The 13,045-nt window shown below is 37.7% G+C and carries 16 protein-coding genes, 1 tRNA gene and 2 pseudogenes; 13 read left to right on the forward strand and 6 right to left on the reverse strand.

Translation table 11 applies throughout. From position 1 onward, the window contains the following. The 3 genes from MS2017_RS01605 to MS2017_RS01615 form a co-directional block, all read right to left on the reverse strand. Complete coding sequence (locus tag MS2017_RS01605) at positions 1 to 1,407, reverse strand: hypothetical protein (RefSeq protein ID WP_122951042.1); 1,407 nt, start codon at positions 1,405 to 1,407, stop codon at positions 1 to 3. Positions 1,408 to 1,558: 151 nt separating this feature from the next. After that, positions 1,559 to 2,059 carry a DDE-type integrase/transposase/recombinase gene (locus MS2017_RS01610; RefSeq protein ID WP_122951043.1) on the reverse strand — a complete coding sequence of 167 codons (501 nt, stop codon included), beginning with the start codon at positions 2,057 to 2,059 and terminating at the stop codon, positions 1,559 to 1,561. 37 nt (positions 2,060 to 2,096) lie between these two features. Beyond that, positions 2,097 to 2,360: a hypothetical protein gene (locus MS2017_RS01615; protein WP_143108777.1), complete on the reverse strand. Its 264-nt coding sequence runs from the start codon at positions 2,358 to 2,360 to the stop codon at positions 2,097 to 2,099. Positions 2,361 to 2,877: 517 nt separating this feature from the next. On the opposite strand from MS2017_RS01615, the gene MS2017_RS01620 reads away from it, so the two are divergent. The 3 genes and pseudogenes from MS2017_RS01620 to MS2017_RS11640 all read left to right on the forward strand — a co-directional run. Beyond that, entirely contained in the window at positions 2,878 to 3,927 is a 1,050-nt protein-coding gene (locus MS2017_RS01620; protein WP_122951044.1) for a Fic family protein, read from the forward strand. 380 nt (positions 3,928 to 4,307) lie between these two features. Continuing rightward, positions 4,308 to 4,469 carry a hypothetical protein gene (locus tag MS2017_RS11015; RefSeq protein ID WP_164707562.1) on the forward strand — a complete coding sequence of 54 codons (162 nt, stop codon included), beginning with the start codon at positions 4,308 to 4,310 and terminating at the stop codon, positions 4,467 to 4,469. 17 nt (positions 4,470 to 4,486) lie between these two features. Then, positions 4,487 to 4,564 (forward strand): annotated as a pseudogene (locus MS2017_RS11640) (helix-turn-helix transcriptional regulator); the annotation flags it as partial. A gap of 100 nt (positions 4,565 to 4,664) precedes the next feature. Here the strand turns inward: MS2017_RS11640 and MS2017_RS01630 are convergent. Continuing rightward, positions 4,665 to 4,751 (reverse strand) — tRNA-Leu (locus MS2017_RS01630). A 108-nt stretch (positions 4,752 to 4,859) separates the two neighbouring features. On the opposite strand from MS2017_RS01630, the gene MS2017_RS01635 reads away from it, so the two are divergent. From MS2017_RS01635 to MS2017_RS01655, 6 genes are read left to right on the forward strand one after another with little or no spacing between them, the layout of a single operon-like run. After that, positions 4,860 to 5,075: a PP0621 family protein gene (locus tag MS2017_RS01635; protein ID WP_164707563.1), complete on the forward strand. Its 216-nt coding sequence runs from the start codon at positions 4,860 to 4,862 to the stop codon at positions 5,073 to 5,075. Then, a complete protein-coding gene (locus MS2017_RS01640; RefSeq protein WP_122951046.1) occupies positions 5,072 to 5,722 on the forward strand; it encodes an inner membrane-spanning protein YciB in 651 nt (216 codons plus the stop codon). Before MS2017_RS01635 ends, MS2017_RS01640 begins: the two co-directional genes overlap by 4 nt. After that, complete coding sequence (locus tag MS2017_RS11020; protein ID WP_158009353.1) at positions 5,715 to 5,873, forward strand: hypothetical protein; 159 nt, start codon at positions 5,715 to 5,717, stop codon at positions 5,871 to 5,873. Before MS2017_RS01640 ends, MS2017_RS11020 begins: the two co-directional genes overlap by 8 nt. Continuing rightward, positions 5,870 to 6,946 carry a glycine cleavage system aminomethyltransferase GcvT gene (gene gcvT / locus MS2017_RS01645; protein WP_122951047.1) on the forward strand — a complete coding sequence of 359 codons (1,077 nt, stop codon included), beginning with the start codon at positions 5,870 to 5,872 and terminating at the stop codon, positions 6,944 to 6,946. The genes MS2017_RS11020 and gcvT overlap by 4 nt, the downstream gene beginning before the upstream one ends. Positions 6,947 to 6,955: 9 nt before the next feature. Beyond that, entirely contained in the window at positions 6,956 to 7,330 is a 375-nt protein-coding gene (gene gcvH, locus MS2017_RS01650) for a glycine cleavage system protein GcvH (protein WP_071564653.1), read from the forward strand. A 9-nt stretch (positions 7,331 to 7,339) separates the two neighbouring features. Then, on the forward strand, positions 7,340 to 9,151 hold the full coding sequence (locus MS2017_RS01655; protein ID WP_122951048.1) for a ribonuclease catalytic domain-containing protein: 1,812 nt from the start codon (positions 7,340 to 7,342) through the stop codon (positions 9,149 to 9,151). On the opposite strand, the gene MS2017_RS01660 is transcribed toward MS2017_RS01655, so the two are convergent. Together MS2017_RS01660 and MS2017_RS11645 are read right to left on the reverse strand one after the other, a co-directional pair. Next, positions 9,128 to 9,835 carry a UDP-2,3-diacylglucosamine diphosphatase gene (locus MS2017_RS01660; protein WP_122951049.1) on the reverse strand — a complete coding sequence of 236 codons (708 nt, stop codon included), beginning with the start codon at positions 9,833 to 9,835 and terminating at the stop codon, positions 9,128 to 9,130. The genes MS2017_RS01655 and MS2017_RS01660 overlap by 24 nt on opposite strands. A gap of 275 nt (positions 9,836 to 10,110) precedes the next feature. Then, a pseudogene (locus MS2017_RS11645) lies at positions 10,111 to 10,590 on the reverse strand (peptidylprolyl isomerase); the annotation flags it as partial. Between the two features lie 101 nt (positions 10,591 to 10,691). Between MS2017_RS11645 and rplU the strand changes: the two are divergent. The 4 genes from rplU (at position 10,692) to fabG (ending at position 13,035) form a co-directional block, all read left to right on the forward strand. Then, positions 10,692 to 11,003: a 50S ribosomal protein L21 gene (rplU, locus tag MS2017_RS01670; protein ID WP_071565399.1), complete on the forward strand. Its 312-nt coding sequence runs from the start codon at positions 10,692 to 10,694 to the stop codon at positions 11,001 to 11,003. An 11-nt stretch (positions 11,004 to 11,014) separates the two neighbouring features. Then, positions 11,015 to 11,272: a 50S ribosomal protein L27 gene (gene rpmA / locus MS2017_RS01675; RefSeq protein ID WP_071565400.1), complete on the forward strand. Its 258-nt coding sequence runs from the start codon at positions 11,015 to 11,017 to the stop codon at positions 11,270 to 11,272. Positions 11,273 to 11,359: 87 nt separating this feature from the next. Next, the gene (gene fabD / locus MS2017_RS01680; protein WP_122951051.1) at positions 11,360 to 12,289 is read left to right on the forward strand and encodes an ACP S-malonyltransferase; all 930 of its coding nucleotides are present in this window, start codon (positions 11,360 to 11,362) and stop codon (positions 12,287 to 12,289) included. Beyond that, positions 12,289 to 13,035 (forward strand): 3-oxoacyl-ACP reductase FabG, encoded by a 747-nt coding sequence (gene fabG / locus MS2017_RS01685; protein ID WP_122951052.1) that lies wholly within the window; start codon positions 12,289 to 12,291, stop codon positions 13,033 to 13,035. Before fabD ends, fabG begins: the two co-directional genes overlap by 1 nt. Positions 13,036 to 13,045: the final 10 nt, after the last annotated feature.

Here is a 13,045-nt window from a genome sequence, read left to right on the forward strand (position 1 = left end):
TTATTTTTTAGAGGTTAAAGAGCTCCATAAGATTTCAAAAAATTCTTCTAAGTTGTCCCATTTTAATTTAAGGTCATTTAAGGTTGGTTGTGTTTTATAGCAATGAACATATCCATGAAAATTTTGAATAGACAGTAAATTATTTTTATCAGTAGCAACTGTTCTAATATTTTTTAATTGTCTACTAGTGGACAAACCTTCTTGCTCCATGTATTGAGAAATGTTAGTTATTTTTCCTGCAAGTTTTGTGTTATCTGAAAAAGTTTCTCCTTTTCTCTTCTCCCAAAAATAATCAATATTTATTTCCAAAAACACTCTGAACAAAACTCCGATAGCATTTGGAACTGAACTATTTGTATCATCAATAAGTAAATTATCTCTCAACTCACGATAAATATTGTTGATTTTTTTTTCGTTAATATTTAAGCGACATGTTTTTGGAATAAGATAATTTCTCGAGGTGCTTTTAGGATTTATTTTTGTTTTCTTTTTCTTTGGAAAAATATCAGTAGATTTTTCTCCGAATAAATTATGAGTAGTGTTTTTTTGAATTTCTTTATCTACTTTTTTGGAATCATTATTTTGAATTGATTTTAAATACTCTTCTTTTTCCTTATTTGTATTTAAAGAGCGTGAATCAATTTTGTTTCCAGAGAAGTCTTCTTTCTTAAGAACATTTAAAATTATCACTTTCAATTTATCTTTGAAATTTGAATCTGTAATTTCTAACTCACCATCATCTTTTAGGTTAAAACCGTATTCTTTCCATGCAACAGAACTATCCAAAATACGCCAAAAATTTGTTACATAACCATGTCCTAGTACCTGATCTTTTAACCCTTCTGGAATATCTAAATCTTTTATAATTTTTGCTATAGCAACTTTAAACTCTTCTTTTTTTGTTGCATTTCCCCTGCGAACATTGTAATGAGTTCTCTCTTGTTCACCCCAGTTGACTTCGTTATTCCCGTTTACATGTTTTCTTTCTATAAAACGAAAACCTTCTGTTTTATTTTCTGTAATAAGGCAATCAAACAAAAAATTATCACTAATATTGATTTCTTTTTTTAGTTTTTGAAATTTATTCTTTAAGGTGTTACTCGGAGCTAATTCAGGATTATGCAATAATTTGTATACAGTCAAGCGACGATTACCTTCCAATACAATTAACTGTTCATCTGCATTGTAAGTAATTAATTTTTCCAATTGGGGCAAATCAAAATCTTTTACGATTTCTTTCGCTAAATTTTCAATTTTAAAAATTCCATTTGTACAAAAATATTCAATCAACTCTTTTTCTGATTTATTAAAATACTTATCAGGAAAACGAGCATTTTCATCCCATAATGACAAATCTTTTAATGATATTTTTTGCTCTTGCCAGTTGATGTTTTCAAAGATATCCATAATTTATTTTAAAAAACCTGAAAAATACATATTCTACATTACCCCCAAACTCTTGACAACTTTTTAAAATTTCTTATATAGCCCTATTTAAGAAGCCCCCACCTTTTCTCGATTTAATTTTACACGCTCCCAATACACATCCATTGGTTTTCTATACCCCCAATGTTTCATGGAATCTTTGATGATTGTAAAACTCAATATAATCATCCACATTAACGATCAACTCACGAATAGATTGATACTCGTTCAGATAAACTCTTTCACATTTTGCACTTCGCCAAAAGCGCTCAATGTAGATATTATCTGTGGCCCTGCCTTTGCCATTCACAGATATTTGAATACCTAAATTTTTTGGTCGTTTAGCGTGTATCTCACTGGTGCATTGGTTACCTTGATCGGTATTAAATATCTCTGGATGTGGGTGCTTTTCTAAAGCGTCATTGAGTACACTCATCACTAACTGAGAATCCATAGTGCTGGATATCCTGTGCGATAGCACCGCTTTAGAATGCCAATTAATAATAGCTGCCATATACATCATACCGCCTGCAACCTTGATATAAGTGATGCCTGTAGACCAAACTTGATTAGCATGATTGATACCAAGACCTTGAAGCTTGTAATTGTACTTCTTGTGCGTTTTGATTGGTATGGTCGTTGACTGCTAATACTGCTTTTAAGTCCAGTTCTTAACGATAGCGTGCAACGGTGTTTAGGCTTACTTTGTAGCCGTCTTCAAGTAATTGTTGATGTACTTTTTTTTCGCCGTAAATAGGTATGTGTTCAAACACTTTGGTAATGTGGTTTTTGATGGCTTGCTTAGTGTTGTTTGTTTTTGACTTGTAATATAAGCCACTTCTGCTAATGCCCAATAATTGACATTGATAATTAACGGATAAAGAAGATGAAGATGGCTTGAAATTAACTAACTGCTTGAGATTAGATGAGTCCAAGCTTTTTAGCTTTTTTTTGCTGGACACTCCCTCCCTGCTGTTACTTTACCTTAAGGTAGTTAGACGCTCATTCTGTTGCTGTGCTTTGACAAGTTCTTCTTTGTGTTCTTTAACAGCTTTAGAGGGCTCTATGGCAATTTCTGCGTTAGTAAAAAAGGTTTTCTTTTAATTTTGTAGGTTCTGAGGAAGGGTATTGCTTGCTAGCAATCTGCACTAAGGTTTGTTCGTTTTGCAATAATTCAAGTGTGAGTTTAGCCTTGAATGCAGATATGTATTTGGTTCGTTTTTTTACCCATCTTTTTACTCCGATTTTTTTGTTTAGTTTAACGGGTTTGGAATAAGAAAAATTAAATTGTTGTCTGGAATTGTTGGGGTTTTATAATAATGAAACTCAATATTTTATCTCTATTTTAATTAGATTTTTATATGCTCAGACCAAGAAAAAATTACCTTTATTGGGTAAAAAAACTTGATTATTGGATAAAATCAGATAATTATTTGACTATTATTTATTTCAATGGACTTAAAAACCTTAAACATCACCCCTGAATTATTAAAAATAATCGCTGAACTTGATGAATTTAATGGCGGTTGGAAAATGCAAAATAACCTTGACCCTGATTTTTTGTCCCGTCTTCGTCATGTGGCTACTATTGAAAGCATTGGATCCTCCACTCGTATTGAGGGGTCAAAATTAACTGATAATGAAATTGAATCTTTGCTTAGTGAAGTTAAAAAACAATCTTTTAGCCATAGAGATGAGCAAGAAGTAGCTGGATATTCTGAAATAATGGAAACCATATTTACTAATTTTGAACATATTGAAATTAGTGAAAATTATATTAAGCAACTACATATTATCTTGCTTAGACATTCAGATAAAGACATTCGGCATCGTGGCGAATATAAAAAACACTCTAATGGTGTTGAGGCTTTTAATGAATTGGGTAAAAATTTAGGTGTGGTTTTTGAAACTACCTCAGCTTTTGATACGCCTAGAAAAATGCAAGAATTGATATATTGGGCTAGAGAATCCTTGAGTGATAAGAGCTATCACCCCCTCATTATAATTGCCGTATTTAATTTGGTATTTTTAGCCATCCATCCTTTTCAAGATGGAAATGGAAGGCTTTCACGCAGTCTAGTGTCTTTGTTAATGCTTAAAGCGGGTTATGGTTATATCCCTTATAGCTCGCTTGAAAGTATTGTTGAAAAAAACAAAGATGGTTATTATCTTGCTCTGCAACGAACTCAAAAAACACTCCAATCAAAAACCGACTGGCTACCTTGGTTAAACTTCTTTTTTCGCTCGTTAAAACGGCAAAAAGACCATTTACAAACTAAGACCAATAATGTTGAAAAATACAGTCACCTGCCTCAAGAAAGTGTGATTATTATGCAATACTTAGAAAAACATAATCGCATTACAATTGCTGAGGCGAGTAATATAATTACCACCATCTCTAAACCAAGTGTTAAAAATAGGTTGAGCGAATTGGTTAAACTGGGTTTAGTTGCCCGCAACGGAAAAGCAAGAGGAACATGGTATAGTAAAAAATTAAACTAATTTGAGGCCTTTGCATAAATATGGATGATTAGCAAAATTCAATTTTTGCCCACTTGGTGATTTTCTTAAACCTTGTCTAGCAAGGCTAAGGCTGGGTTTAAAAAATTACCAAGTGGGTGAAAAGTAGGTTCTTGATGATTATTTATATTTATGCAAAGGTCTCAATTTATATTTTAATGCGATTTTTATGCGTTCAGACTAAACAAAAACCATTGCTATCAGCCAATACTTTGAAACGGTAGAGGGCTTGTTCTCAGCTAATACAAGAATGGGCAGAAAAGAGTTATGGCATCGCAATCCACTTAGGATTGATGATTCTAGCCCGTCTTTTAAGGTGGATGATGAGTTTAATTACATTGGGCTAACTACTAAAAAAAATATTGAATTTTTTTGGCTATCAACTACTGGAATTTTTACTCAGCACTGTTACTCAACATCAAGCCAAGCCTATTATCTCTGAAAACCCTCCTGAGGGCATTATTAGAGTCAAAGAGGTGTCAAGTATGGCAGAGCGCTATCAAGAGCCACTTTATGGCGGTTAGAGAATAAAGGTGAGTTTCCAAAACGAGTAAGCCTTAGTGGAAACAGCGTAGGCTGGAAACTCAGTGAAATAAAACAGTGGATTGACGAGCAATAGAGAAAATTTATTGTGCATACATACTGGTATACATTTTCAATCTATTAACATCAATTATAATATAAGCCTTTGATTTAAAACAAGGTTATAATAAAGAATATGGTGCCCGGGGCCGGAATCGAACCGGCACGCCCGTGAAGGCGCAGGATTTTAAGTCCTGTGTGTCTACCAATTTCACCACCCGGGCAATAAATGTTTAATTGTTATAGACACATTAAAAAGAGGAAATTATATACTAAGCGTCGGTAAAATTCCATTCTTTTGTAGGATAGATAATAAAATGGGGATTATTAAAGTGCTTCCGTTTGTTTTGTTGGCGGTGGGGATGTTTTTGGTGTTTAAAAAAATTAGGCAGGTACCGAGTGAAATGACGACGAAGTCGCCCAGTCGTAAAATGTTGGGGTGTTGTGTTTGTGAAACGCACATTCCTGAGCGTGAGGCGATTATGTATAGAGATAAGGTGTATTGTTCTGAGGCACATTTAAAACAAGGATTAGGAGAAGACGAATGAAGTTATTGTTAGATTTTTTACCGATTGCATTATTTTTTATTGCGTATAAGTCAATGGGATTGTATGCGGCGATTTATGCGATGATTGCGGCGAGTGTAGTGCAGGTATTGGTGGCTCGGTGGCGTACGGGTAAGTTTGAGAAGATGCAGGTGATTACTTTGGCTTTGTTGGTGGTGTTTGGCGGGGTAACGCTGGCAGTGCGGGATCCGGCGTTTTTAATGTGGAAGGTGAGTGTGTTGTATGTGGTGTTTGCTTTGGCATTGATTGGCAGTTTGTGGATTGGTGACAAGTCGTTAATGCAGAGGGCGCTGGGTAAGGAGTTGGATTTGCCTGATTCGGTTTGGCGGTGGCTTACTTGGTTGTGGGGGCTGGGCTTTGTGGGGATTGCGATTGTGAACGGGTATTTTGTGCGATTGGCATTGGCAACCAGAGAAGAATTGTTTGCTATGACCACATTGGATAAGAAGATAGAATTGACAGAATTGGATTGTGTTACTACCGCTGCGGTGCAGTTGTGTCAGAATGCACAGCAGGCAGAAGAATCTTGGGTGAACTTCAAATTATTTGGCACAATGGGATTGACTTTGATATTGATTGTTATTACCGTTATTTTTATAAGTAAATACATTAAGAGACCTTATGAATAATCATCAAGAATCCACTTTTCACCCACTTAGTGATTTTTTAAACCCAGCCTTAGCCCTGCTAGGGCAAGATTTAAGAAAGTCACCAAGTGAGCAAAAATTGAATTCTGCTAATCATCCATATTTATGCAAAGGCCTCAAGGAGAAAGTATGAAACACACACCTTTATATCAAGCGCACTTAGATGCGGGTGGAAAAATGGTTGATTTTGGTGGCTGGGAGATGCCGTTGAATTATGGTTCACAATTAGAAGAGCATAATCAAGTGCGAAAGGATGCAGGGATGTTTGATGTATCGCACATGACAGTGGTGGACTTTAAGGGCAGTGAGGCGAAAAAGTTCTTGCAAATTTTGATTGCTAACGATGTTGATAAATTAAAAACACCAGGCAAGGCGCTGTATAGTTGCATGCTGAATGAAGCAGGTGGCGTGGTAGATGATTTGATTGTTTATTATCAAAATGACACCGATTATCGAATGGTAATTAACGCCGGCACGACAGAAAAAGACATTGCTTGGATTGAAGCACAAGCACAAGGGTTTGAGGTATTTGTTGAGCCAAAATTTGAGTTGGCAATGATTGCAGTGCAAGGGCCAAATGCAAGGGAAAAGGTTTACCAAGCAATGAATGGCGTGGAAGAAATTTGCGGTCAATTAAAGCCGTTTAATGCCGCCAGTGTGGGAAATTTGTTGATTGCCAGAACAGGGTACACGGGCGAAGATGGGTTTGAGATTATGTTGCCTGAAAAATCTGTTGAATTTACCTGGAAAATGTTATTAGAAGCAGGTGTCAAGCCCTGTGGATTGGGCGCTAGAGATACATTGCGTTTAGAGGCAGGGATGAGTTTGTACGGTGCAGAAATGAGCGAAACAGTTTCACCATTAGCAGCGGCTTTGACTTGGACGGTGGATTTGACAGATGAAAATCGTCAATTTGTAGGGCGTGAGGCATTAGAAAAATTAAAGCACAAGGGAGTAGATAAAACCATTGTAGGCTTGGTGTTAGAAGGCAAAGGTGTAATTCGCAATCATCAAAAAGTAATGACCAATTTGGGAGAAGGCGAGGTAACTTCAGGCACTTTTTCACCAACAATGGGTAAAGCGATTGCGCTTGCTAGCGTGCCAAAAGGAGCGCAAGGATTGTGCGAAATTGAGATGCGTAATAAGAAAGTATCGGCTAAAATAGTCAAACCGCCTTTTGTTCGAAATGGCAAGATATTAGTTTAGGAGAAAAATATGAGCGAAGTTAGAGACGATAGACAATATACCAAAACCCACGAGTGGATTTTAGACAATGGCGATGGCACTTATACAATGGGCGTTACCGACCATGCTCAGGCGCTATTGGGCGATATGGTATTTGTTGAATTACCCAGTGCAGGCGATGAAGCATCGGCTGCAGATGAATTTTGTGTTGTAGAATCCGTGAAAGCGGCAAGTGGTGTATATGCGCCTACTGATTTGGAAGTTGTTGAAGCAAACGAGACCCTTGATGATGAGCCAGAATTGGTGAACACCAGTTGTTATGATAATGGCTGGTTGGTGAAATTTAAGTCAGATGCAATTGATGGCTTGATGGATGCTGATGCTTATAACGCAACACTAGACTAACCCCCTGCAATGATTAATTCTTTGGTTGCCTATAAAGGCAAACCTGCACGCATTGCTAACACTGTTGAAAATAAGTTTGAGTTAGAATTTGCGGATGGTGCAACGCTTAAAGTTCGAGAAAAAGACTTTAGATTTATTCATCCTGAATTTATGCAAGTTATTGTTGATTGTCCGCAGGCAGATCTTTCTGTGTTAGTGGATTTTCAAGAAGAAACACTGAGTTTGCAAGACATTACTGAGTGGTTATTTAATGATTTTACAGCGCAAACGGCTTGGTGTACTTGCTTGCTGGTCGAAGATGGATTGTATTTTTATTGGCAGAAAGATGCCGTGTTTGTACGCCCAACAGCACAAGTAGAAAGTGTGCAGGCAAAACGAGACAGCGAAAAATTAGCCGCTGAAAATTTAGCACATTGTGTGGATAATATCGCCAAAAACACCTTTGACGAACAAGATGAGCCTTACTTAAAAGAGATTGCCCGAGTGGCACTCAATCAATCAAAAACTGCCAAAATTCTCAGCCATATTGGCGTAGAAAATTCACCCGAAAGCGCCTATCAATTACTGCTTAAAATACAATATTTTGCACCAAGTTTTAACCCTTATCCAGCGCGTTTTGACATTCCAAAAGACGAAGAAATTGCCGTGCAAGTACCCCCTATTGAACGCCTTGATTTAACACATTTGTCCAGTTATGCGATTGACAATGAAGGCTCAAACGATGCTGATGATGCAATTAGCATTGAGGGCAATACTTTGTGGGTACATGTGGCTGATGTGGCAAATGTTGTGCCATCAGGGTCAGATTTGGATGTTTATGCCCAACAGCGAGGCGCTAATTTTTACTTACCAGAGACGATTATTCACATGTTACCGACTTCAGTAACAGACGCCACCGCCTTAGGGGCAAGCGATACCTCTAATGCTCTGTCATTTAGTTTTGAATTTGATGGTGAAAATATTAACAACATTAAAGTAGTGCAGAGTGTGATTAGCGTTACCAATACCACTTACGAAGAAGTTGATGAGATGTTGGCAGCCAATACTAATGCTGATTTGACCCAGATTAAAGCGATTGGTGCAGCACATAAAAAATTCCGAGACAGTTGTGGCGCTATTAATTTACACCTGCCCAGTGTGGATGTGAAAGTTATTGATAATAAAGTCTCAATCGCACCCCAAGCAAGTAGTGCCAGTAGAGATTTGGTGGCTGAGATGATGGTTATGGCAGGGCGCACAATGGCACAATTTACCAGCGATAATTTGATTCCTGTGCCTTATGCATTGCAGGACAAAGGAGATTTTTCTGAGGAATTTTTAGCCAACAAAGACACCTTAACACTGAGCGAATCATTTTTAGCAATTAAGAACTTTAAACGCTCCGCAACCTCAGTAAAGCCACTACTACATTATGGCTTAGGACTGCCAGCCTATTTACGAGTAACCAGCCCAATGAGGCGTTATTATGATTTGTTAGCACACCAGCAAATTATTAATTTTATTACCAACAAACCCATGTTGCCAGTAAGCCGAGTAAAAGAAATTATTGGCTCAGTTAATATGGCACTAGCAAGCGTTGGCAGAGTCAGCCGTTTTAGCGATGATCATTTCAAATGTGTCTTTTTAATGCAAAATCCACAATGGACAGGCACCGGCGTGGTAGTTGATATTCGAGGTGACAAAGCATTATTTATGATTCCTGAATTAGGCATGATGACACAAATTAAGTTTAAAAATCCCCCCAAATTTGATGCAGAAATACAACTGCAAGTAAGTCGGGTGAATTTGGTGGATAAATCAGCGAATTTCAAGGTAGTTTAATTCGTCGTCAATTTGAATAGCATTACCTTGATCACCCTTCCAATCTCCTAAAACGAAACGCGTGTATTGCTCACCGTGGTGTATATTTTGTCGATGTGTGTGCCCGTGAATTAGGTCTGTATTGGGGTATTTTTGCATCAATTTATCGGTTGTTGATTGGTTGATGTCCATAATTTTATGTGATTTATATTGTTGTGCTTCTATGCTTTTTTTGCGTAATTGCCCACTGAGTTTGAGGCGTGTTTTGTGGGGTAAATGTAAGAAAATAAACCGAGTGATTGGGTGTTGTAATACGCTTTTTAACTGTTGATAATGCTTGTCATCTGTACACAATTCATCACCGTGTATGAGTATATAATCTTGATACTTGGTTTTAAGTAAATACGGTGTATCAAGAAGCACACAGCCTGTTTTTTGAGTAAATTCATTACCCAAAAGAAAATCACGATTACCGCCCGTGATAAAAACTTTGGTCGTGGCACCCAGTGTTTTTAATGCCAAAATAACATCTGAATAAGCGTTAATAGACAAATCATCACCTAACCAAGTGTTGAATAAATCCCCTAGGATAAAAAGTTGATCTGCCTTTGATGCATACACTTGGCAAAATTTGATGAACAAATTGATTTTGTTCGTCTCATCGGGGATAAGATGTAAATCTGCAATGAGTAATATGCGTGCCATAGGGTAAATTGTTATTTGGCTGGTTTTTTAACTACTGCTTTTTTCTTGGTTGGTTTTTTGGGGGCAGCTTTTTTGGTGGTTGTTTTTTTAGTAGCAGTTTTCTTGATAACAGCTTTTTTCGCAGTTGCTTTTTTAACAGGTGCTTTCTTGGTAGTCTTTTTAACAGGTGCTTTTTTAGCGGTCTTTTTAACAGTTGTTTTTTTAACGGCTGTTTTTTTAACAGTCTTTTTAACAACTGCTTTTTTAACAGGTGCTTTTTTCTTGGTTGCCGCCTTAACAATCGCCTTCTCAACAATAACAGCCTCATCTGGTACATCAGCGTGCATACCGTGATGACCCGTTTTCACCAAATTGATTTTATCAACCACAGCATGCCCTTCAACCACTTCACCAAACACACAATAGCCCCAGCCATCTTGTGCAGGATAATCTAAAGAACTGTTGTTCGTGGTGTTAATAAAAAATTGTGAACTGGCTGAATGTGGCATCATGGTTCTTGCCATTGCAATCGTATATTTGGCATTTTTTAAGCCATTTTTTGCCTCATTTTCAATTTCTTTTTTGGTTGATTTTTCACTCATATCCTCGGTAAAACCCCCGCCTTGAATCATAAAATTTTTAATCACACGATGAAAAATTGTACCGTCGTAAAAGCCATTTTTGACATAATCTACAAAGTTTTTGGCAGTAATTGGTGCTTTTTTGGCGTCTACTTCAATGTGAATATCACCCAAGTTAGTTTTTAAGATAATCATAATTAATGTATTTAAAGAAAAAATGTAAATTATACCTTTCGTCAGCAGTTGCCTTAGCGTATAATTGCCCCTTTTTACGACACATAGACAGGTTTTATATTATGTATGCAGTTATCAAAACAGGTGGTCAGCAATTTAGAGTTGAGCAAGGCACAACTCTAAAAGTTGAAAAATTAGAAGTTGAGCCAGGCAAAAGCATTACCTTTAAAGATGTTTTAATGGTTGCTGATGGTGATAAAGTTGAAATTGGTTCGCCCCTAGTGGCAAAAGCCAGTGTTGAGGCAAAAGTGATTTCTCAAGGCAAAGGAAAAAAAGTACACATCCTTAAATTCCGTCGTCGCAAGCACTCAATGAAGCAACAAGGCCATAGGCAGTTGTTTACTGAAATTGAAATTATAAAAATTAATTCATAGGAGCATAACCCATGGCACACAAAAAAGCAGGCGGTAGTACTAATAACGGCAGAGATTCCGTATCAAAACGCCTAGGCGTAAAAAGATTTGGTGGTCAGGTAGTCTTAGCTGGCAACATTTTAGTTCGTCAAAGAGGGACTAAATTCCATCCAGGCGTTAATGTTCGCAAAGGCAAAGACGACACATTATTTGCCATTGCAGATGGTAGAGTAACTTTTGCTAAAAAAGGTAAATTTATGCGTCAAACTGTCTCAATTGAAGCGACATAGTATTGACCAAGTAAGTTATTTAAAAAGCGCCTAATGGGCGCTTTTTTATTGGTTAAAATAGTCTTCAATATTTACAAAGGATTCACTATGAAATATGCACTTATTTTTCCTGGCCAAGGCTCTCAATCATTGGGTATGTTGTCAGATTTAGCAGATAATTTTTCTGTGGTTAAAGATACTTTTGAAGAAGCAAGTGATGCTTTAGGTTTTGACTTATGGGCATTAACGCAAAAGAATCAAGAGGAACTGAATCAAACACAAAATACACAACCTGCAATGCTGGCAGCAGGTTATGCCACTTATCAAGTGCTGAATGGTGAAATGGATTTATCCCCTATTTGCATGGCAGGACATAGCTTGGGAGAATATACAGCATTGGTTGCAGCAGGTGCGTTGCAATTTGGCAATGGCATTCAATTGGTGCGTCAGCGTGCGGAACTTATGCAATCTGCGGTGCCTGCTGGTGTGGGCGCAATGGCGGCTATTTTGGGTTTGGATGATGAGACAGTGGTTAAAATTTGTGCTGATTATTCGGGTGATGGCATTGTTGAAGCGGTAAATTTTAATGCCAATGGGCAAGTGGTTATTGCAGGTAATAAGGCGGCAGTGGATGCAACTTGTGAGACAATGAAAACAGCAGGTGCGAAACGCGCTATCGTGTTGCCTGTGAGTGTGCCATCACATTGCTCATTAATGAATGATGCAGCCACAGTATTTGCCAATGCAGTAGAGTCTGTTCGTTTTAAAATGGGTGTTGTTGATGTGTTGCACAATGTTGATGCGACTAAGGCGGCTAATGTTGATGAAATAAAAGCTAAGATTGTGGCGCAATTACACAAACCCGTCTTATGGACTGGCACAGTGCAGACAATGGCAAATATGGGTGTGGAAAAATTGATTGAATCGGGTCCAGGTAAGGTGCTTACCGGCTTAACCAAAAGAATCGAAAAATCATTAAGTGCAAATGCTGTGTTGGATTCAGCCAGTGTTACAACAATTTTACAGGAGATTAAATAATGAATAATTTAACAGGAAAAATCGTATTGATTACAGGTGCAAGCCGGGGTATTGGACAGGCCATCGCTTTGTCTTTAGGTGCAGCTGGTGCCACTATTATTGGCACTGCAACTAGCGACAAAGGGGCAGATGCAATAAGCAACACTTTGAGCGAAAAAGGGGTAACTGGCATAGGTATGACACTGAATGTGACCAATAATGAGCAAATTTCTGAGGTTATTCAATCTATTGTTGACACCTATGGCACAATTGATATTTTGGTTAACAATGCAGGTATTACTCGTGATAACTTATTAATGCGGATGAAAGAAGAGGAATGGGAAGATATTATTAATACCAACCTTTCCTCAGTTTATAAAATGTCCAAAGCGGTACTGCGTGGAATGATGAAGAAAAAAGCAGGGCGCATTATTTCCATTGCTTCCGTGGTCGGCGCAATGGGTAATGCAGGGCAAACTAACTACGCTGCTGCCAAAGCAGGTATTATGGGTTTTACCAAATCACTTGCTCGTGAAGTGGGTTCTCGTGGTATTACTGTCAATACCGTTGCTCCTGGTTTTATTGAAACCGATATGACCAATGCCCTACCTGAAGTGCAAAAAACAGCCTTAGCCCAGCAAATCCCTATGAATCGTTTAGGTTCGGCTGACGAAATTGCCAATGCAGTGTTATTTTTAGCAGGAGAGGGCAGTGCCTACATTACCGCTCAAACGCTACATGTAAATGGTGGTATGTACACGGTTTAGCGTTCCTAAT

Source organism: Bathymodiolus thermophilus thioautotrophic gill symbiont (genome assembly GCF_003711265.1).
Lineage (GTDB): Bacteria > Pseudomonadota > Gammaproteobacteria > PS1 > Pseudothioglobaceae > Thiodubiliella.

What these genes read in the sequence shown, in the direction of transcription:
- MS2017_RS01640 (WP_122951046.1), top strand. Translation starts at nt 5,072, where the DNA reads ATGAAGTTATTGTTAGATTTTTTACCGATTGCATTATTTTTTATTGCG.
- MS2017_RS01620 (WP_122951044.1), top strand. Translation starts at nt 2,878, where the DNA reads ATGGACTTAAAAACCTTAAACATCACCCCTGAATTATTAAAAATAATC.
- fabG (WP_122951052.1), top strand. Translation starts at nt 12,289, where the DNA reads ATGAATAATTTAACAGGAAAAATCGTATTGATTACAGGTGCAAGCCGG.
- MS2017_RS01660 (WP_122951049.1), bottom strand. Translation starts at nt 9,835, where the DNA reads ATGGCACGCATATTACTCATTGCAGATTTACATCTTATCCCCGATGAG.
- rplU (WP_071565399.1), top strand. Translation starts at nt 10,692, where the DNA reads ATGTATGCAGTTATCAAAACAGGTGGTCAGCAATTTAGAGTTGAGCAA.
- rpmA (WP_071565400.1), top strand. Translation starts at nt 11,015, where the DNA reads ATGGCACACAAAAAAGCAGGCGGTAGTACTAATAACGGCAGAGATTCC.
- gcvH (WP_071564653.1), top strand. Translation starts at nt 6,956, where the DNA reads ATGAGCGAAGTTAGAGACGATAGACAATATACCAAAACCCACGAGTGG.
- MS2017_RS01605 (WP_122951042.1), bottom strand. Translation starts at nt 1,407, where the DNA reads ATGGATATCTTTGAAAACATCAACTGGCAAGAGCAAAAAATATCATTA.
- fabD (WP_122951051.1), top strand. Translation starts at nt 11,360, where the DNA reads ATGAAATATGCACTTATTTTTCCTGGCCAAGGCTCTCAATCATTGGGT.
- MS2017_RS11020 (WP_158009353.1), top strand. Translation starts at nt 5,715, where the DNA reads ATGAATAATCATCAAGAATCCACTTTTCACCCACTTAGTGATTTTTTA.
- MS2017_RS01655 (WP_122951048.1), top strand. Translation starts at nt 7,340, where the DNA reads ATGATTAATTCTTTGGTTGCCTATAAAGGCAAACCTGCACGCATTGCT.
- gcvT (WP_122951047.1), top strand. Translation starts at nt 5,870, where the DNA reads ATGAAACACACACCTTTATATCAAGCGCACTTAGATGCGGGTGGAAAA.